Source organism: Xanthomonas sp. NCPPB 3218 (genome assembly GCF_056725185.1).
Map to the genome: position 1 here is coordinate 4,962,014 of NZ_CM161516.1, position 17,475 is coordinate 4,979,488.

The following is a 17,475-nucleotide window of genomic DNA, read 5'->3' on the forward strand; positions in this document are numbered from 1 at the left end:
GCGACGGCAACGGCTGCCTCAACGCTTGCCGCCCACTTCGATGAACTGCAGGAACTCGGCGCGGGTGCGCGCGTCCTCGCGGAAGCTGCCCAGCATCTTGGAAGTCACCATGCTGACGCCGCGCTTGTGGATGCCGCGGGTGGTCATGCATTCGTGCGAGCCTTCCACCACCACGCCGACGCCGCGCGGCTGCAGCACGTCCTGGATGCACTGGGCGATCTGCGCGGTCATCTTTTCCTGCACCTGGAAGCGCCGCGCATAGCTTTCCACCACGCGCGCAAGCTTGCTGATGCCGACCACCTTGCCGCGCGGCAGGTAGCCCACGTGCACCTTGCCGATGATCGGCGCCATGTGGTGCTCGCAGTGGCTTTCGTAGGAGATGTCGCGCAGCACGATCAGCTCGTCGTAGCCGGCCACTTCCTCGAAGGTGCGTTCCAGGTATTCGCGCGGTTCCTCGCGGTACCCGCTGAACCAGTCGCCATAGGCTTCGGCAACCCGGCGCGGGGTGTCCAGCAGGCCTTCGCGGGCCGGGTCTTCGCCGGCCCAGCGCAGCAGGGTGCGCACGGCATCTTCGGCCTGGGCCTGGGTGACGGGGGAATCGGGCTGGTCGGACTGGCTCATGCGCAGGGTGCACCCAAAGGGGGCGAGCATGGTACCCGAGGACGGGCCGGCGGCCCCAGTGGCGGTTGCGCCGGCTTGCCGGGGTTCAGTGACTATTGATTCATTGTTGAATTGATAGCATCCTATCTATTATGACGAACAGCGTTCTCTCTCCCCGCGCCCAGCTCAGCTCCGGCCTGCTGGTCGCCGCCCGCCAGTGGCAGCGGCTGGCCGACCAGGCATTTGCCGAATTCGGGCTGTCCAGCGCCTGCACCGGGCCGTTGTTGATGATCGGCCGCTCCGGCGGCGGCATCCGCCAGGTGGCGCTGGCCCAGCAACTGGGCATGGAAGGCCCTTCCCTGGTGCGGCTGCTGGACAAGTTGTGCGCGCAGGCGCTGGTGCGCCGCGAGGCCGACAGCAGCGACCGCCGCGCCAACCAGCTGTGGCTCACCGACGCAGGCCAGGCGCTGGTCGGGCGCATCGAGATCCGCCTGGATGCGCTGCGCGCGGAAGTGTTCGGCGCGCTCAGCGAGGCGCAGGTGCAGGTGGTGCTGACCTTGTGGGAGCAGATCGCGCAGGCGCACGCGCGGCTGAGTCAGCCCGACTGAGCCCGCTGTCGGGCGTCGCGCTGCGACGCCGGTTGTGACGTTCCGGATGGCCCGGTGCGCATTGCGTACGGCGCCGGACGTGGTTGTTCCCCATTTCCCAGGATGTGCCCGATGTACGGCGAATTCAGTCTCTACGGTGTGTTCGTTCCCACCTTGCTTGCGTTGATGACGCTGGCCTACCTGCTCAACAGCGCCATCGGCGCGCTGCTGACCCGGGCCGGCGCGTACCGGCATATCTGGCACCCGGCGCTGTTCAACCTGGCGCTGTACATCGCGCTGCTGGGCGGCCTGTTTTCCCTTACCCGTTGGATGCAATCGTGAAAAAGCTGATCAAGAACGCGGGGCCGGCGCTGTTGACCCTGGCAATGGTGGTGGTGGCAGCCGTGGTGCTGCAGCACCTGTGGCGCTATTACATGGAAGCGCCGTGGACGCGCGATGCGCACGTGGGCGCCGATGTGGTGCAGGTGGCGCCGGATGTGTCCGGACTGGTGGAGAAAGTGGCGGTGGCCGACAACCAGGCGGTGCGGCGCGGGCAGTTGCTGTTCGTGGTGGACCGTGCGCGCTATGCGATCGCGCTGGAGCAGGCGCGCGCCGCGCTGGCCGAGCGCCAGGCCACCTTGAGCCAGTTGCGCCGTGAGATCGCGCGCGACCGCAGCCTGCAGGACCTGGTCGCCGCCGAAGATGCCGAGGTACGCCGCTCCAATGTGCAGAAGGCGCAGGCTGCGGTGGCCACCGCGCAATCGGCGGTGGATCTGGCCCAGCTCAACCTGGACCGCACGCAGGTGCGCAGCCCGGCCGACGGCCATGTCAGCGACCGCACCGTGCGCGTGGGCGATTACGTCAGCGCCGGGCGCCCGGTGGTGGCGGTGCTGGATACCGGCTCGTTCCGCGTCGATGGCTATTTCGAAGAGACCCGCCTGCAGGGCGTGCATGCCGGCCAGCGCGTGGACGTGCACCTGATGGGCGAGCCGGCCACCTTGCACGGGCATGTACAGAGCATTGCCGCCGGTATCGAGGACCGTTACCGCAGCGGCAGCGCCGGCGCCTTGCCCAACGTCACGCCGGCATTCGACTGGGTGCGGCTGGCGCAGCGCATCCCGGTGCGCATCGTGCTGGATCGGGTGCCGGCGCATGTGCAGCTGATCGCCGGGCGCACCGCCACCGTGACCATCCTGCCGGACGCCGTGCGCGACGCCGCCAGCGCGCCTGCCCGCGTGCCGGCCAAGGCCGCGCCATGAACCGCACCGTATTGCGTCCCCTGGGACTGGCCACGCTGCTGGCCACATTGAGCGCCTGCACCACGGTTGGCCCGAACTACGCGGTGCCGGCGGAGTCGGCCTACCAGCGCCCGGCCGCCAATGCCGCGTTTGGCGACACCGGCAACGACCAGGTGCAGGCCGGCGCACCGCTGCCGGCACGTTGGTGGGCGCTGTACCAAGACCCGATGCTGGATGGCCTGATCGAACAGGCCTTGCGCGAGAACGTCGAGCTGAAGGTGGCCGGTGCCAACCTGCGCCGCGCCGCGGCGGTGTACGAACAGGCGCTGGACGCGGGCGGTTTCGATTACGAGGTGGAGGCCGGCGTCAGCCGCGCGCAGGTCTCGGCCGAGGCCTTCCTGCAGCAGGAAAAGCTGCCGGTGTTCAACCTGGCCGACGGCAAGTTCGGGGTGTCGTATCAGTTCGATCTGTTCGGCAAGCTGCAACGCGGCGCCGAGGCCGCGCAGGCCGACACGCAGGTCGCCCAGGCCGCGATCGACCTCGCGCGGGTCAACGTGGCCGCGCAGGTGGCCGGCAGCTACGTGGAGATCTGCCACGCCAACCACGAGCTGCACGTGGCCGAGCATTCGCTGCAGTTGCAGCAGCGCAGCCGCGACATCACCCAGCGCCTGATCGCTGCCGGCCGCGGCACCCCGCCCGATCTGGCCCGCGCCACCGCGCAGGTGGCGATGCTGGAAGCGGCGCTGCCGCCGCTGCGCGCGCGCCGCCAGGCCGCCGGTTACCAACTGGCCGCGCTGCTCGGCAAGACGCCCGGCGAGGTGCCGGCCGGCGTGGACGACTGTGCGCACGCGCCGGCCCTGCAGCGCCCGATCCCGATCGGCGACGGCCGCGCGCTGCTGGCGCGTCGCCCGGATGTGCGCCAGGCCGAACGCCGGCTGGCGGCAGCCACCGCGCGCATCGGCGTGGCCACCGCCGAGCTGTATCCGGATATCCGTCTGGGCGGCTCGATCGGTGCCACCGGCCTGCTGGCCGACTTCGGTGAGCCGGCCACGCATGCCTGGTCGTTCGGCCCGCTGATCTCGTGGACGCTGCCATCCGGCGGTGCGCGTGCGCGCGTGCGCGCCACCGAAGCCGGCGCGGACGCGGCGCTGGCGCAGTTCGACAACACCGTGCTGCAGGCGCTGCGCGAGGTGCAGACTGCCTTGTCGCGTTACGCGCAGGATCTGGACCGCCTGCACCTGCTGGAACAGGCGCAGCAACAGGCCGACCTGGCGTCGGCGCAGAACCGGCGTTTGTACCAGGGCGGGCGTACGCCGTATCTGTCCAGCCTGGATGCCGAGCGCACGCTGGCCACCGCCGACATGACGCTGGCCAATGCGCAGGCGCAGGTCTCGCAGGATCAACTGCAGCTGTTCCTGGCGCTGGGCGGCGGCTGGGAAGCAGCCGCCGGCCGCACCGACCCGACTGCCGCGCGATGAGTGCGCTGCTGCGCGATCGCCAGGCCTGGCTGTTTTCGGCCAAGACCTTCGCCGCCTCGATCGCGGCGTTGTACGTGGGGCTGGCCGGCAATCTGTCGCGGCCGTACTGGGCGATGGCCACGGTCTATATCGTCTCCCAGCCGCTGCTCGGCCCCACCCGCGCCAAGGGCGTGTACCGCGTGCTCGGCACCTTGCTGGCCGGCGCGGCCACCCTGGTGATGCTGCCGAACCTGGTGGAAACGCCGCTGCTGCTCAGTGCGGCGATGGCGTTGTGGCTGTCGGCCTGCCTGTTCCTGGCGCTGCTCAATCGCGGCCCGCGCGGTTATGCGCTTTTGCTGGCCGGCTACACCACCGCCTTCATCGGCTTCCCGGCGGTGACCGCGCCGGAGGGCATCTTCGACACCGTGGTGGCGCGCAGCGAGGAGATCATCCTGGGCACGGTGATGGCGGTGCTGTTCGCCGCGCTGGTCTTCCCCGCCTCGGTCAAGCCGATGCTCACCGCGCGCATCGGCAACTGGATGCAGGACGCCGCGCAATGGTGCCGGCAGGTGCTGCAGCGCGGCCCGTCGCAGGCACCGCGCAATCGGCTGGCCGCCGATCTGGTGCAGTTCGAGGCCTTGATCGCCTTCGTGCGCCACGACGACCCACGCCATGCCGGTGCCGTCCCCACGCTGGAGCAGCTGCGCGCACGCATGCTGATGCTGCTGCCGGTGCTGTCGTCGATGGCCGATCGGCTGGATGCGTTACAGCGCGATGGGTCTGCGTTGCCGCTCGCCACCGCCGCGCTGCTGGAGGACGTCGCAGCCTGGGTGGGCCAGGGCGAGGACGCACCCAGCGATGCGGACGTCGACGCCTTGCGCGCACGCATCGTCGCACTGCGCCCGGTGGTGGATCAGGACATCGAGCATCTGCTGCTGGCCAGCCTGCTGCTGCGGCTGGAAGAGCTGCTCGACCTGTGGCAGGACTGCCGCGCGCTGCAGCAGGCGGTGGTGCACGGCACGGCGACGCCGGTGCTGCGCGCGATGCCGGGTGCGGCGAGACAAGCTGCAACGGCGGAATCATCCGAACGGGCTGACGCGGCACACAGCGAACCTGCTATGCGTTCGCGCATGCACCCCTCGGTGCTGCAGCGCATGACCCGGTCACCGCGCGACACAACCGATGCGCCGGTAGCGGCCAGCACCACCCGCCATATCGATTTCGGCATGGCCGCGTTTTCCGCACTCAGCGCGGGCTTTGCGTTGATGGCGTACTGCGTGCTGTGGATCGGCATCGGCTGGGAAGGCGGCGGCAACGGCGCGATGATGGCGGCGGTGACTGCCGCATTCTTCGCCGCGCAGGACGACCCGGCGCCGAGCATGCTGTCGTTCCTGACCTGGGCGGTGGTGGCCAGCGTGGTCGCCGGCATCTATCTGTTCGGCATCTTCCCGGCCATCCACGATTTCCCGATGCTGGTGTTGGTGCTGGCGGCGGTATTCCTGCCGATCGGCGCGTTGCTGCATCGCCCCAAGACCATGCTGATCGCGCTGCCGCTGGTGGTGAACCTCACCGCGCTGCTGAGCCTGCAGAACACCTACAACGCCAATATCCAGAGCTTCGTCAACGCGGCGGTGGCGATGGTGCTGGGGATTGGATTTGCCGTGGTGCTGACGCGCTTATTCCGCTCGGTGGGTGCCGAATGGAGCGCGCGCCGGCTGGTGCGCCAGGGCTGGCGCACGCTGGCCGATGCCGCCGAGGGCCGCGGCGCGCAGGACCGGCAGCACTTTGCCGCCCGCATGCTGGACCTGCTTGGCCTGCTCGCGCCCCGGCTGGCATTGACCCCGGAAGGCAGCGAGCTGGCCTCGGTGGATATGCTCAACGAAGTGCGCGTGGGCTTGAACATCCTGCAACTGCGCAACGCGCGGCATGGTTTGCCGCAGCCGAGCGTTGAGGCGGTGAACGCGATTCTGGCCGATGTTGCCGCGCACTATCGGCAACAGATCGCGCACAAGCGCCCGCTGCCTGCGCCGGATGGGCTGCGTGCGCGTCTGGATGCCTCGCTGGCGCGCGTCGGCAAGGTGCCGGCGGGTGCGCATCGCGATGAGGCGCTGCTGGGATTGATCGGCTTGCGTTACAGCGTGTTTGCGCAGACGGCGCTGCATACCCAGGCAAACGCCGATACTGAGTCGTCCTTAGCCCATCTCCCTGCGGGGCGATAAGGCACTGCCTGCGCGCTGCTGGCGCGGGCCGGGACGCGGTGCGGGTTGGGGTGAGGGGTCGTGCACCAATCTACGACCGCAGGATCGATCCTTCACCTTGCGGCGCGTGGCGACGCGCTTACCACGGTCGGCGTGCCAGTCACCGGAGGCGCCCCGCATCCGCTCCTTCGGGGCCCTTCTCCCGACGGGAGAAGGGCAAAGCAGATCAGCGCTTGCGCTGATGCATCGCCGCTTCGTCGTCCAGCCAGTTGCTGCCCTTGTTGGTCAGGAAGAACATGTAGACCACCAACGACACCGCGATCACTGCCGTGGCGTAGATCACGAACTCGCTGACGTGGCCGGTCTTCAACGAGGCCTGGTACAGCAGCGGCGCGGTGCCGCCAAAGGCGGAGTTCGCCAGCGCATAGCCCAGGCCCACACCCAGCGCGCGCACATGGGTGGGGAACAGCTCCGCCTTCACCACCGCATTGATCGAGGTATAGCCGGTCAGGATCACAAAGCCCACGGTGAGGATCGCGAACGCGGTCAGCCAGTCGGTCTGCTTGGGCAGCTCCATCACCAGGAACCAGGTGTAGAGCACCCCGCCGATGCCGAAGAACACCAGCAGGCTCTTGCGCCCGACGATGTCCGACAACCAGCCGCCAACCGGCTGCATCAGCATCAGCACCGTCAGCGCGACCAGGTTGATGATGGTGCCGGCCATCACGTCGCCACCGGCGAACGCGGTCTGGATCATCTTCGGCCCGGTGACCGAATAGGTGTAGAACGCGATCGTGCCGCCGGCGGTGATCAGGAAGCACAGCAGCAGCGGGCGCCACTGGTTGACGAACAGCTCGCGCATCGAGCCCGACGCCTTGGCCTTGCCGGTGCGCGAATCGGCGATGGATTCGGAGCTCAGCGACTCGTCCATGGTCTGGCGCAGCCAGAACACCACCAACGCACCGATGCCGCCCAGGCCGAACGCCACGCGCCAGCCCCACTCGGACACCTGCGGCGCATCGAAGAAATGCAGCATCACCAGCAAGGTGGTCTGCGCCAGCACGTGCCCGCCGACCAGCGTGACGTAATGGAACGAGGACAGGAACCCGCGCCGGCCGGGAATCGCCGCCTCGGACATGTAGGTGGCGCTGGTGCCGTACTCGCCACCGGTGGCAAAGCCCTGCAGCAGGCGCGCCAGCAGCAGGATGATCGGCGCGGCGATGCCGATCGTGGCCACCGTCGGCGTCACCGCGATGACGAACGAGCACAGCGCCATCATCGACACCGAGATGGTCAACGCCAGCCGGCGGCCGTAGCGGTCGGCGAAGCGGCCGAAGTACCACGCACCGATCGGGCGCATCAAAAAGGTCATCGCAAAGATCGCCCACACGAACATCGTGGCGTTCTTGTCTTCCTTGGAGAAGAACTGCGATTCGAAGTAGGTGGCAAACACCGAGTAGACGTAGACGTCGTACCACTCGACCAGATTGCCGGCCGATCCCTTGAGCGTGTTGGACACCGAACGGCGAAGGCTACCGGGGGCTGCGCCAGAACCGGCGGCGATCGGAGACGTTGGGGGTGCGCTCATGCAGTCAGAACCTTGTGGGTGGGACACCCCGGAAGTATAGGTGCGCGCTTGTGTGACGCATGTAAGCATTTCGGCGCATATACAGGCCCGGCAACGGCCGGCAGCGGCGCGCGCTTCAGCCCGCTTCCGACGGTCGTCGGTGTGTCGCTTGCGGCCGCGGGCAACAGCGCAACTGCTGGTTTCTGCCAGTGACGCCCGGCACTCGCTACGGCAGCACCTGCCTGGGCGTCTCGATGAATGCATGCAGCCCGGGGGAATCTGTCGATGCCCCTTGGTCATACAGCACCAGTCCCGGCACCGCCGGGCACCACGGCTCGCGCACGCGCGTTGGCCACCTGGATGCGTCAACATTGCCGGCATCACTGGCCGCAAGGACGCTTCGGGCGCCGCCGCATGAGCAAGCACCATACCGACATCAGCAAGTTCCTCAGTTTCGTGCTGCGCCACGAGCCGCAGGCGATCGGACTCACGCTCGACCCGGAGGGCTGGGCCGAGCTGGACGCGTTGATTGCCGGCGCCCGGGCCAACGGCACCGCGCTCGATCTGGAGCTGATCCAGGCGGTGGTCGCCGGCAGCGACAAGAAACGCTTTGCGCTGTCTGCCGATGGGCGGCGGATCCGCGCAGTGCAGGGACATTCCACGCCAACCGTGGCCTTGCAGCTCGAAGCCAGGGTGCCGCCCGAGGTGCTGTATCACGGCACCGCCACGCGCTTTCTCGAAGCGATCATGGCCGAGGGCTTGCGCCCCGGCCAGCGTCACCATGTGCATCTGTCCGACAACCCGCAGACCGCCTCATCGGTGGGGCAGCGCTACGGCGAGCCGGTGGTGTTGCAGGTCGACGCCGGGCGCATGCATCGCGACGGCCTGCCGTTCTTCCAGGCCGACAACGGCGTCTGGCTCACCGCGCAGGTTCCGGCAGCGTTCCTGACCCGCCCGCGCTGAGCTAAGGCACGCCGCAGGCCGGCCACCGGCATCGGTGCGTGGTGTCGGCCAGCACCTGGGCCGGCATGGACACGCGCAAACGCCGGACGCATCCCCCTTCACGGCCCCCATGCCGCCCGCCTTGCCAGAATGCCGGCCGCTTGGGGCTGTCGATGGCAGGGGAACCGGAGTTGGATGCATGACATGGATCATCGTGGCCACGGTCGTCACCACGCTGGTGGTGGGGCTGCTGCTGCTCAACTTCGCCACGCCCGAGAAAAAGCTCGAGCACATCCCCAGCCATTGCTACGACGTCGCCGACCCGCAGTTCAAACGCGAGATGTCGGTGTTGCTGGGTCCGGCGATCCTGCCCGGCAACAAGATCCAGGTGCTGCACAACGGCAGCGAGATCTTCCCGGCGATGCTGGCCGCCATCCGCAGCGCGCAGCGCACCATCACCTTCGAAACCTATATCTACTGGTCGGGCGAGATCGGCCGCGAGTTCAGCCAGGCGCTGTCCGAGCGCGCGCGCGCCGGGGTCAAGGTGCGCGTCACCATCGACTGGGGCGGCAGCCTGAAGATGGATGCCTCGCTGGTGCAGGACATGACCGACGCCGGGGTGGAGGTGCATCGCTACCGCCCGCTGACCTGGTACAACCTGCACCGCGTCAATAACCGCACCCATCGCAAGCTGCTGGTGATCGATGGCCGCATCGGCTTCACCGGCGGCGTTGGCGTGGCCGACCAGTGGATGGGCGATGCGCAGGACCCAGAGCACTGGCGCGACTCGCATTACCGCATCGAAGGCCCGGTGGTGGCGCAGGTGCAGGCCGCCTTCAACGACAACTGGATCAAGAGCACCGGCCGCGTGCTCAACGGCGCCGAGTACTACCCCGAGCTGGCACCGGCCGGCGACAGCGACGCGCAGCTGTTCGTGGCCTCGCCCGCCGGCGGCAGCGAGAGCATGCACCTGATGTATCTCATCGCCATCGCCGCGGCGCGCAGCTCCATCGACCTGGCCGCCGCCTACTTCGTGCCGGATGCGCTGATCACCCGCTCGCTGCTGGAAGCGCGTGCGCGCGGCGTGCGCATCCGCGTGCTGCTGCCGGGCAAGCATATCGATGCGGTCTCGGTGCGGCTGGCTTCCAAGGCCAGCTGGGAGCCGCTGCTGCAGGCCGGCATCGCCATCCACGAATTCCTGCCCACCATGCTGCACACCAAGCTGCTGATCATCGACGGCCTGTTGGTCTCGGTGGGCTCGACCAACTTCGACATCCGCTCGTTCCGCCTCAACGACGAGGCCAGCCTGAATGTCTACGACCGTGACCTGGCCGCGCAGATGACCGAGGTGTTCGAGCGCGACCTGCAACGGGCCGAGCTGTACACGCTGGAACGCTGGCGCAAGCGGCCGCTGCGGCAGAAGCTGGGCGAGAAGCTGGTGGTCCCGTTCCGCTCGCAGGTGTAGGCAACGGCCTTCCCCATCTGGCAGTGAGCGCACCCGCGCTCAGCGCTGCACAGCCTGCAGCCGCAGCTGACGCAGCCGCCACCACAGCCCGCCAACGTGCACCAGCGAGTACAGCACCAGCGCTGCGGCAATGCCCAGCGTCAACGGGCTGGCCTGCGAACCGGCCGCCGCCGCGCCCGCGCTGAAGGCGCCATCGGCCCAGCGCCAGGCCAGGCGCCCGAGCAGCACCAGCATCAGGCCGCCGCCGATCCACGGATTGGGCGTATACCAACCGCGCCCCTCCACCCATTCGGCATGCGTGTAGCGCAGCGACAGCGCGCCCAGCCCGATGCCGACCAGCGTTCCGGCGGCGATCCCCAGCCGAACCTGCGGCAAGCCATACACCGCAAACGCCAACGCTGCCGCCGCAATGACCAGCACCACGGTACGCACCGCCGTGCTCACCGGCTTCCACGGCTGGCGGCCGAAGCTGCGCCGGATGCGCCGGTAGTAGAGCAAGGCGATGGCCGCCATCGACAGATACGGCGTCAGCGGTGCGATGGCAGCAGCGGGCATGGCGATTCCTTTGCGGGGTGAGGTGACCGACGCAGAATGAAACCGGCCCCCGCAGCGAACAAGGTGCCAAGTGTCACTTTCTGCGTGCACAGGCGGCTTGCCCGGGCGGCCACCGCCGCGCGCGGCAATCGCGACAGGCGAGCGACCTTCGCGCAGGACCGGCCTGCCGGCTACTGCCGGTGAACGCCCCAGCCGCGCGCCAGCCATTGCCACACGCGAAGCGCAGCCGCACGGGTAGACTTGCCGGCAGAGTTCCCCCCACCGCAGTGCCATGTCCGCCATCAAGCAAGAAGCCCGCACGCTGATCGACACGCTGCCCGAGACGGCAGGATGGGACGACGTGGTTCGCGTCGTGGACGCCGCCAGCTTCGAGGCCGCCGTGCTGGACGGCATGGCCGCAGCGGATCAGGGCGCCTTTGCCGCGCCGGCAGAGGTGGGCGCACTGTTCGCCAGATGGGGCGTTGATGTTGCGGCGTGACTGGACCGTCCCGGCCGCCAGGCAACTCGCACACGCCCAGGATCACTACCACGCGCTCAACCCGACCGCCGCCGCCGCGATGGCGCGGCAGGTGCTGGAAGCCACCCGCACCCTGGCCGAGCAACCCGGCCGCGGCCGCGCCGGCCGGGTCGCCGGCACCCGCGAATGGGTGGTCAAGCAAACGCCCTATGTGCTGGTCTACCGCGTGCGCGACGACGCGCTGCAGCTGCTGCACGTCCGCCTGCAGACGCAGGACTGGCTGCCGCGCACCGAGCCGCTGATCGAACGCATCGAGCCCTGGGTCGCCGCGCTGATCAGCGCCCTGCTGCATGTGCTGATGCTGCTGATCCTGCTGTCGGCCTCCACGCCCACCATGACCCCGCCACAGGGCTCGGCCAGCGGCGGCCGCACCAAGGTGGATTTTGTCGGCGACACCGCCACGCCCGAGCAACCCACGCCCTCGCCGACCCCGACTCCGCCGTCGCAAACGCCAGCACCCGTGCAACCGCCGCCGGCCGCCTCGCCGGTGCAGTCCACCCTGGTCAAGACTGCCAAGAACCCGATCCCGCCGGCAGGCAACACCCGCCGCGGCGGCCTGGTCGAGCAGCGCCAGACGCAACCGGTGCAGCGCCCCACCCCGCCGCAACCGCCGGCAGAACCCTCGTCGCCGCCGCAGCGCCGCCCCGAAACCTGGACCGGCCGCCCACCGGGCATGCTCGAAGAACAAGCCGATGCCGCCGAAGACGGCATGTCCAACACGCCCACCATCAGCGAAGGCCGCCGCCGCGACCGCAACAACGCCCAACCCAGCATGGATGTGGGCGGCTACCAGGTCTATTACGAAGTGCGCAGCGAAACCCAGCTGCGCAACTGGCGCGACCAGGGCATGAAGGAAGTGGCCATCATCCTGCCCGGCACCCAGTACCGCATGGTCTGCCCGCTGGAAGTCGCGCTCAAGCGCGGCTCCAGCAAATGCCGCCTGCTGCCGCCGGACTCGCCGGAGCTCAAAGACATCGGCGATGCCCGCGAGGTCATCAACATGATGGAGGTCTACAAGCAAGGCGAGCCGGTATGGCGCGGGCCCGGGCCGTATCGGTGAGTGGTGGGGCCAGGTTGGCCCCGGGTTTCACTTATTGCTGGTGCGGGGATGACTGCAACGGCAGCCGCGCAAGGCCTGACCGTTGCAACTCGCGACACGGCACCGTTCGCAGCGATGGCGTTGGAGGTCATCAACCCGTGGAGTTGATCTGGAGCGTACGGTGGTAAACCGCCATTTCACCCGCCCCCTCTAAGGTGCTGCTTTGAAAACAGCAGCCGAACGAGCCGAAGCTGTCTTCGGCGCGTTCACCGATTACCCGGCGGTTGCAGACATCAGCGCCCCTGGTCTTTGCCCAACTTGGTACCCAGTGCTCCCTTCAACGGCGCCGGATTGCTGGTCACCAGGCAGTTGTAGGTCTTGTCGCTGTTGAGAACCAGCACGGACGACTGCGGCCCCTTGAAGTCCAGCCCGACCGAGAACAGCACATAGGTGTTGGGCAGCGCGCTCGGCTGAAACGCACCGAAGGCATACTCCCCGGACAAGCCCAACGGTGACAGCGGTATCGTCACCGTCATCGGCTGCGTGCCCCCCGGGGATGGCAGCGACGAGGACGCAGACATCATCTTGGACTGCACGTCGATGGAGTACTTGGTGGTGACCGCCGAACCCAGGTACTTGGAACCCGGTGCGGAAACCTGCTTGCGACAGGCCGCGATGTCTTCGGGCTTCTGATCCTGCTGGCCCGTCTGCAGCATGGCAAAGACATAGCTCAACGTGACCGTATCCGCCCCGGTCACCGGTGCGGCAACGGCAGCGTCCATGCACAACGCGGCCACGACGAGTGAGAGGCCACAGGCCGCAAGCGCACCGCGATAGCTGGTTTTACGTTTCATTTCGATCGTTCCCTGGTGTGTGATGCAAGGTGTCGGCAGCGACTGCCGCTTGCGCCTTGAATGGACATTCGCAACGGCACCTGTGCATAACGCCAAGCGGCAGATGATCGATTGCGTACGATGACGACATGCGTGTGTGTGGCAGCACCACACCTACGCCACCCAGCTGGCCACGCCGCTGGTGGGTTCATCGTTGAAGACCAAGGCCTCGCAAACCCGGCAAATCGTCTCAACGACGTCGTTGCGTGATGCAGTTTGGAATTCGGGAGCAAACGCCGCGCTCCGTTGCTCGCAACAGACGTCCGTCAAGATGGAACGGTTACCTGGAATGATTCGGACATCTGATCCATGTTCTCAGCTGCATCAGGAGATCGCCTTGCCACACGTCACGCCAAGCCGTTGGGCTGCAACCTTCGCACTCATAGGGATCGCAGTGCTCTCACTTTCGTCCTGCACCAATGCAGAGACGGCACGCACCGCTTCGAAGCAGGATGACATCCTGAAATCAGAAGCCAAACCCATGCTCGACGAAATTTATGCGTCCCAAAAACCCCTTCGACTCCAACAGATCGACGTGAGCAGCATCGTCAGCAAATACATACCGCTGGCTACAGCAAAAGCAAGGGTGCTGGAGATGTTCGGCAGTTCTCCAACGTCAAATGTTGTTGAAGAAACCGCAGGCAAGCTGGTCGTCAGGGACAACAAGGAGCAGGCGATACTGAACCCCGATGCACGCTCCATCGTGATGACTTTTTCTCTGGATTCCAGCGGCAAAGTGACGCACGTCGATGCTGTCTACATCAAAAATCAGTAAGCGAACCAAGCACGGCATGGACAAGAGCTGACGTAAGACCCGATGGCGACCGTCTTCAACGCAACGCTTCGACCGCTTTCAACGCGTCCGTCAATGGACCAAACACAATAGATTGGATGTCTGTCAGACATTTGCCGAATTGAAACTGACGCTGGCTTTCGTTTTTGGTTACTTGGGGCTGGCCCAGCTTCACGCTACCGCTCGCGATGCCGGCCAGAGTTTGTGTCGCGTCCGGTTGATGATGTGAGCGCTGGAGCGGGCAGATCGGATACGGTGACCGGACCTCGCGTTGGTGGCGCACGGCCGGCCGGGAACTGGCTACAGTCTGCACAGGGCCGTGTGCGCCCGCTCCATCCACCTGCGTTCCCAAGGATCTGCATGTCTCTGCATCGTCTTGCCCCCCGCCTGGGTCTGGCCGTTGGCCTGTTGTGCGCCTACTGCGCGCACGCCGCCGCACCGGTAGCGGCCCATCGCCTGCTGCGCGTCACGCTGGACGGGGCGAGCGACCAGCCCGTGTCCGGCCGCCTGCTGGTCTTCGCCACCCTGGCCAAGGACGCCCAGGCCGCGGCCAAGGATGGCAAGGACGGCAAAGCCAGCAAGGTGGAGGAGGTGAGCGTGAACCCGTTCCGCCCGACCGCTGTGGCGGTGGCGGCGCAGGAGGTGACCGCGCTTGCCCCCGGTGCCAGCGTCCAGATCGACCTGGACAACATCGCCTTCCCCAGCGGCTTTTCCGCGTTGCCGGCCGGCGAGTACCTGTTCCAGGCCGTGCTGGATCCGGACCACAGTTACAGCTATGCCGGCCGCGATGGCGGCGACCTGTTGAGCGAGGTCACCGCGGTGACGCAGGGCAAGGGCAAGCCGTTGCCCACGCTGACGCTCAGCAAGCAGGTGCCCGCGTCGGACGACCCGTGGCAGGTGTCGCCGCGGGCGCCGCAGGCGATCCGCGACGCCATCCCGGAGGCCAGGCTGCATAGCGCGGACGCCTCGCTGGTCAGCCCGTCGCTGAGCGCGTTCTGGGGCCGGCCGGTGTCGCTGCGCGCCCGCGTGCTCACCCCGCCGGGCTACGACGCCAAGGCCGCCACTCGCTATCCCACCGTGTATGTCACCCACGGCTTCGGCGGCAACTACAACCGCTTTGCCGGCAGCATCGCCGCCACCTGGAGCGCGATGGCGGCCAAGCAGATGCCGCCGATGATCTGGGTGTTCCTGGACCAGTCCACGCCCACCGGCACCCACGAGTTCGCCGACTCGGTCAACAACGGCCCCTGGGGCACCGCGCTGACCGAAGAGCTGATCCCCGCGCTCGAGCGGCAATACAAGATGGACGGCAACGCCAAGGGCCGGTTCCTCAACGGGCATTCGTCCGGCGGCTGGGCCACGCTGTGGCTGCAGACGCGCTACCCCAAGCTGTTCGGCGGTACCTGGTCCACCTCGCCCGATTCGAGCGACTTCCACGACTTCACCGGGCCGGATCTGTACGCGCCCAATGCCAACGTCTACCGGCGCCCGGACGGCAGCCAGTTCCCGCTGATCCGCGACCAGGGCAAGGTGGTGGCCGACTTGGAAACCTTCGCCAAGCTCGAACGCGTATTAGGCCCCTACGGCGGGCAGATGGCCTCGTTCGACTGGGTGTTCTCGCCGCGCGGGCCCGACGGCCGCCCGGTGCCGATGTTCGACCGCGACACCGGCAAGGTGGACCCGGCCGTGGTGGCCTACTGGCGCACGCACTACGACATCGCCGCGCGCGTGGCCGCGCAGTGGCCCACGCTCAAGCCGGATCTGGACGGCAAGATCCACCTGATCGTCGGCACCGCCGACACGTTCTACCTGGATGGGGCGGCGCGCAAGTTCCAGGCGGTGCTGGACGGCCTGGGCGCAAAAAGCGACTTCCGCTACCTGGAAGGCCGCACCCACTTCGACCTGTACAAGGAAGGCGAGGACAGCAACGCCTTGATGAAGAAGATTGCCTGGGAGATGTACGCCGTGGCGCGGCCCAAGCAGTAAGCGCGCCGGCGCTGCCGATCGGCGTGCCGGCCACCGGCACGCCAGGGCGCGGTCTCACCGGCCCCGCTGCTCAGGCCGAGCGCTTGGGCAATTCCCACTCCAGCTGCTGCCTGAGCACCAGCAGCAGCACTTTCAGGCTGCCGCTGCGGACCAGGGCAGCCGGCGTCTGGCCGTCCAGCGCGTTCATGGGCTTGCGGAACCAGCCGATCAGCGCCTCGTTGTTGCCGCCATTCAAGGCCCAGGCGTGGCAGACGATCTCGCCCAGGTTCTCGATGCCGGTGCTGCCCAGCAGCTTGAGGTGCTCCGGCGTGAAGGCGAACAGCGACAGCACCAGCTCGGCGTCGGCGGCCTTGCCGTGGTCGACCGCCATCTGCTGGCTGTGCGCGGTGTTGTAGGCCGCCCCGTGCGCGCGGAAGTCTTCGGCACGCCGCATGCCGGTGAGCAGTGATGCAATGAGGTCGGCGCGTTCCATAAAGCAGTCCAACGGTGTGATAGCGCGCACGCTATCCGCGTCGCCGCCGCCGCTCAATCAGGAGTCTCCTGACAGCGGCAACGGGCGTCAGCGGCGGTTGCATTACGCGCCGGCCGGCCCGTGCGCGGTTGGCGGGCCGACGGCGGCTTCGGTGGCCGATTCCCGCTTGCGCGCCCGCCTGGAAGCGGCGCCAGCCATTGGCGGCGCTTAACGCGGGGCTTGCTAGCATCCGGGCGCGTCACTGGCAGCAGCCCGCCTGCAGGGCTGCCGTATTGGAGTGTCATCTCATGAGGAGTTGTCAGATGCCCTGGAAATCCGCCCTCGCCGTACTTGCCCTGTCCACCGCCGCGCTGCCGGCCTTGGCCCAGTCCGACCGCCAGGTGGTCGAGGACATGCTCACCCGCTCGGCCAATGTCTGCCCCGGCCACAGCACCGACCGCACTGCGCCCACCGTCAAGGCCGTGCCCGTGGGCGCGCTGCGGGTGATGCTGGAACGCGGCTTGGTCATGTGCCCCGACCGCCGCCTGGATGCCGCTGCACCGGCGGTGTTCTACGGCCGCCTGGGCGTGTTCGCCTGGAACCCGGAAGTGCCCGCCGGCAAGACGGTGATCGTCAAGCAGATCGACACCATGACCCGCAACGAGGAATACCCCGCCGAGACGCTGGTGTGGGACGCCAAGGGCACCGCGCTCAAGCAGCAGACCGTGCCGATGTTCGAGCCCAAGCCGGGTGCGGCGGTGTTGTACAAGGTGCGTTGAGGCTGACGCGATTGCCCGCGGCGCCCGGTCAGACCCTGGCGCCGCCCTGCCCGCTCGCTTCGGCCGCATCGACCGGGCCATCGCCACCGAGCCGCTGCTCGTAAATCTCATCGACTACACCGCGTACCGCGCGGGCGGCATTGAAGATGCTCTCGCCCAGAACCGACAGACTGGTGGCATCCAGCGGCTTGCCGCTGCACACCGCCACCATGTCGCTCTGCGCAGTGATCGTGCGCAGCAGCGTATGGAACTGGTCGATCTGCTGCAGGGTGACGCCGAAGGTGAAGGGCTCTTCGTGCGTTTGCAGCTTGGTCGCTGGCGTGGCGCGTCGCCGAGCGGTAGTCGAAAGAGCTTTCGAAGCAGTCATGGCGTCCGTCCTCGGCGTAAGCGGACGGGATGTCCGCAAAG

At 67.7% G+C, this 17,475-nt stretch carries 18 protein-coding genes; 12 read left to right on the forward strand and 6 right to left on the reverse strand.

Features of this window, described 5'->3' with window-relative positions:
* Positions 1–18: 18 nt before the first annotated feature.
* Positions 19–621 carry a GTP cyclohydrolase I FolE gene (gene folE / locus AC1PLS_RS20825; protein WP_016902173.1) on the reverse strand — a complete coding sequence of 201 codons (603 nt, stop codon included), beginning with the start codon at positions 619–621 and terminating at the stop codon, positions 19–21.
* A 131-nt stretch (positions 622–752) separates the two neighbouring features.
* Here folE and AC1PLS_RS20830 point away from each other — a divergent pair, with 131 nt between their 5' ends.
* The 5 genes from AC1PLS_RS20830 (at position 753) to AC1PLS_RS20850 (ending at position 6,101) form a co-directional block, all read left to right on the forward strand.
* Positions 753–1,208 carry a MarR family winged helix-turn-helix transcriptional regulator gene (locus AC1PLS_RS20830; protein ID WP_024939641.1) on the forward strand — a complete coding sequence of 152 codons (456 nt, stop codon included), beginning with the start codon at positions 753–755 and terminating at the stop codon, positions 1,206–1,208.
* Between the two features lie 102 nt (positions 1,209–1,310).
* On the forward strand, positions 1,311–1,529 hold the full coding sequence (locus AC1PLS_RS20835) for a DUF1656 domain-containing protein (RefSeq protein WP_024939640.1): 219 nt from the start codon (positions 1,311–1,313) through the stop codon (positions 1,527–1,529).
* On the forward strand, positions 1,526–2,446 hold the full coding sequence (locus AC1PLS_RS20840; protein WP_434983129.1) for an efflux RND transporter periplasmic adaptor subunit: 921 nt from the start codon (positions 1,526–1,528) through the stop codon (positions 2,444–2,446). Before AC1PLS_RS20835 ends, AC1PLS_RS20840 begins: the two co-directional genes overlap by 4 nt.
* Positions 2,443–3,903, forward strand: a complete 1,461-nt coding sequence (locus AC1PLS_RS20845) for an efflux transporter outer membrane subunit (RefSeq protein WP_481104020.1) — start codon at positions 2,443–2,445, stop codon at positions 3,901–3,903. Before AC1PLS_RS20840 ends, AC1PLS_RS20845 begins: the two co-directional genes overlap by 4 nt.
* Positions 3,900–6,101: an FUSC family protein gene (locus AC1PLS_RS20850; protein ID WP_481104021.1), complete on the forward strand. Its 2,202-nt coding sequence runs from the start codon at positions 3,900–3,902 to the stop codon at positions 6,099–6,101. Before AC1PLS_RS20845 ends, AC1PLS_RS20850 begins: the two co-directional genes overlap by 4 nt.
* 205 nt (positions 6,102–6,306) lie before the next feature.
* On the opposite strand, the gene AC1PLS_RS20855 is transcribed toward AC1PLS_RS20850, so the two are convergent.
* Positions 6,307–7,668, reverse strand: a complete 1,362-nt coding sequence (locus AC1PLS_RS20855) for an MFS transporter (RefSeq protein WP_024939637.1) — start codon at positions 7,666–7,668, stop codon at positions 6,307–6,309.
* Positions 7,669–8,061: 393 nt separating this feature from the next.
* Here AC1PLS_RS20855 and AC1PLS_RS20860 point away from each other — a divergent pair, with 393 nt between their 5' ends.
* Together AC1PLS_RS20860 and AC1PLS_RS20865 are read left to right on the forward strand one after the other, a co-directional pair.
* Positions 8,062–8,610: an RNA 2'-phosphotransferase gene (locus tag AC1PLS_RS20860; protein ID WP_481104022.1), complete on the forward strand. Its 549-nt coding sequence runs from the start codon at positions 8,062–8,064 to the stop codon at positions 8,608–8,610.
* A 178-nt stretch (positions 8,611–8,788) separates the two neighbouring features.
* Positions 8,789–10,054 (forward strand): phospholipase D-like domain-containing protein, encoded by a 1,266-nt coding sequence (locus tag AC1PLS_RS20865; protein ID WP_024939635.1) that lies wholly within the window; start codon positions 8,789–8,791, stop codon positions 10,052–10,054.
* Positions 10,055–10,093: 39 nt separating this feature from the next.
* Here the strand turns inward: AC1PLS_RS20865 and AC1PLS_RS20870 are convergent, their stop codons facing one another.
* Positions 10,094–10,609, reverse strand: coding sequence for a CcdC protein domain-containing protein (locus AC1PLS_RS20870; protein WP_160954947.1), 516 nt, complete (start codon positions 10,607–10,609; stop codon positions 10,094–10,096).
* A 271-nt stretch (positions 10,610–10,880) separates the two neighbouring features.
* On the opposite strand from AC1PLS_RS20870, the gene AC1PLS_RS20875 reads away from it, so the two are divergent.
* Together AC1PLS_RS20875 and AC1PLS_RS20880 are read left to right on the forward strand one after the other, a co-directional pair.
* Entirely contained in the window at positions 10,881–11,087 is a 207-nt protein-coding gene (locus AC1PLS_RS20875) for a hypothetical protein (protein ID WP_065046733.1), read from the forward strand.
* Positions 11,074–12,186 carry a type II toxin-antitoxin system RelE/ParE family toxin gene (locus tag AC1PLS_RS20880; protein ID WP_184614991.1) on the forward strand — a complete coding sequence of 371 codons (1,113 nt, stop codon included), beginning with the start codon at positions 11,074–11,076 and terminating at the stop codon, positions 12,184–12,186. The genes AC1PLS_RS20875 and AC1PLS_RS20880 overlap by 14 nt, the downstream gene beginning before the upstream one ends.
* Positions 12,187–12,458: 272 nt before the next feature.
* On the opposite strand, the gene AC1PLS_RS20885 is transcribed toward AC1PLS_RS20880, so the two are convergent.
* The gene (locus AC1PLS_RS20885; RefSeq protein ID WP_481104023.1) at positions 12,459–13,019 is read right to left on the reverse strand and encodes a hypothetical protein; all 561 of its coding nucleotides are present in this window, start codon (positions 13,017–13,019) and stop codon (positions 12,459–12,461) included.
* A gap of 136 nt (positions 13,020–13,155) precedes the next feature.
* Between AC1PLS_RS20885 and AC1PLS_RS20890 the strand changes: the two genes are divergently transcribed.
* Positions 13,156–13,833, forward strand: a complete 678-nt coding sequence (locus AC1PLS_RS20890) for a DUF6393 family protein (RefSeq protein WP_241235277.1) — start codon at positions 13,156–13,158, stop codon at positions 13,831–13,833.
* A 378-nt stretch (positions 13,834–14,211) separates the two neighbouring features.
* Complete coding sequence (locus AC1PLS_RS20895; protein ID WP_481104024.1) at positions 14,212–15,837, forward strand: alpha/beta hydrolase; 1,626 nt, start codon at positions 14,212–14,214, stop codon at positions 15,835–15,837.
* A 70-nt stretch (positions 15,838–15,907) separates the two neighbouring features.
* Here the strand turns inward: AC1PLS_RS20895 and AC1PLS_RS20900 are convergent, their stop codons facing one another.
* A complete protein-coding gene (locus AC1PLS_RS20900; RefSeq protein WP_065033331.1) occupies positions 15,908–16,309 on the reverse strand; it encodes an antitoxin Xre/MbcA/ParS toxin-binding domain-containing protein in 402 nt (133 codons plus the stop codon).
* A gap of 302 nt (positions 16,310–16,611) precedes the next feature.
* On the opposite strand from AC1PLS_RS20900, the gene AC1PLS_RS20905 reads away from it, so the two are divergent.
* The gene (locus AC1PLS_RS20905) at positions 16,612–17,067 is read left to right on the forward strand and encodes a hypothetical protein (protein ID WP_024939627.1); all 456 of its coding nucleotides are present in this window, start codon (positions 16,612–16,614) and stop codon (positions 17,065–17,067) included.
* Positions 17,068–17,095: 28 nt separating this feature from the next.
* Here AC1PLS_RS20905 and AC1PLS_RS20910 read toward each other — a convergent pair whose 3' ends face one another.
* Positions 17,096–17,434, reverse strand: coding sequence for a hypothetical protein (locus tag AC1PLS_RS20910; RefSeq protein ID WP_481104025.1), 339 nt, complete (start codon positions 17,432–17,434; stop codon positions 17,096–17,098).
* Positions 17,435–17,475: the final 41 nt, after the last annotated feature.

Bases quoted from the DNA above. Each gene is read 5' to 3' on its own strand.
- AC1PLS_RS20850 (WP_481104021.1), top strand. From the start codon at position 3,900: ATGAGTGCGCTGCTGCGCGATCGCCAGGCCTGGCTGTTTTCGGCCAAG.
- AC1PLS_RS20860 (WP_481104022.1), top strand. From the start codon at position 8,062: ATGAGCAAGCACCATACCGACATCAGCAAGTTCCTCAGTTTCGTGCTG.
- AC1PLS_RS20855 (WP_024939637.1), bottom strand. From the start codon at position 7,668: ATGAGCGCACCCCCAACGTCTCCGATCGCCGCCGGTTCTGGCGCAGCC.
- AC1PLS_RS20885 (WP_481104023.1), bottom strand. From the start codon at position 13,019: ATGAAACGTAAAACCAGCTATCGCGGTGCGCTTGCGGCCTGTGGCCTC.
- AC1PLS_RS20870 (WP_160954947.1), bottom strand. From the start codon at position 10,609: ATGCCCGCTGCTGCCATCGCACCGCTGACGCCGTATCTGTCGATGGCG.
- AC1PLS_RS20835 (WP_024939640.1), top strand. From the start codon at position 1,311: ATGTGCCCGATGTACGGCGAATTCAGTCTCTACGGTGTGTTCGTTCCC.
- AC1PLS_RS20905 (WP_024939627.1), top strand. From the start codon at position 16,612: ATGCCCTGGAAATCCGCCCTCGCCGTACTTGCCCTGTCCACCGCCGCG.
- AC1PLS_RS20875 (WP_065046733.1), top strand. From the start codon at position 10,881: ATGTCCGCCATCAAGCAAGAAGCCCGCACGCTGATCGACACGCTGCCC.
- AC1PLS_RS20830 (WP_024939641.1), top strand. From the start codon at position 753: ATGACGAACAGCGTTCTCTCTCCCCGCGCCCAGCTCAGCTCCGGCCTG.
- AC1PLS_RS20910 (WP_481104025.1), bottom strand. From the start codon at position 17,434: ATGACTGCTTCGAAAGCTCTTTCGACTACCGCTCGGCGACGCGCCACG.
- AC1PLS_RS20895 (WP_481104024.1), top strand. From the start codon at position 14,212: ATGTCTCTGCATCGTCTTGCCCCCCGCCTGGGTCTGGCCGTTGGCCTG.
- AC1PLS_RS20880 (WP_184614991.1), top strand. From the start codon at position 11,074: ATGTTGCGGCGTGACTGGACCGTCCCGGCCGCCAGGCAACTCGCACAC.
- AC1PLS_RS20900 (WP_065033331.1), bottom strand. From the start codon at position 16,309: ATGGAACGCGCCGACCTCATTGCATCACTGCTCACCGGCATGCGGCGT.
- folE (WP_016902173.1), bottom strand. From the start codon at position 621: ATGAGCCAGTCCGACCAGCCCGATTCCCCCGTCACCCAGGCCCAGGCC.
- AC1PLS_RS20845 (WP_481104020.1), top strand. From the start codon at position 2,443: ATGAACCGCACCGTATTGCGTCCCCTGGGACTGGCCACGCTGCTGGCC.
- AC1PLS_RS20865 (WP_024939635.1), top strand. From the start codon at position 8,789: ATGACATGGATCATCGTGGCCACGGTCGTCACCACGCTGGTGGTGGGG.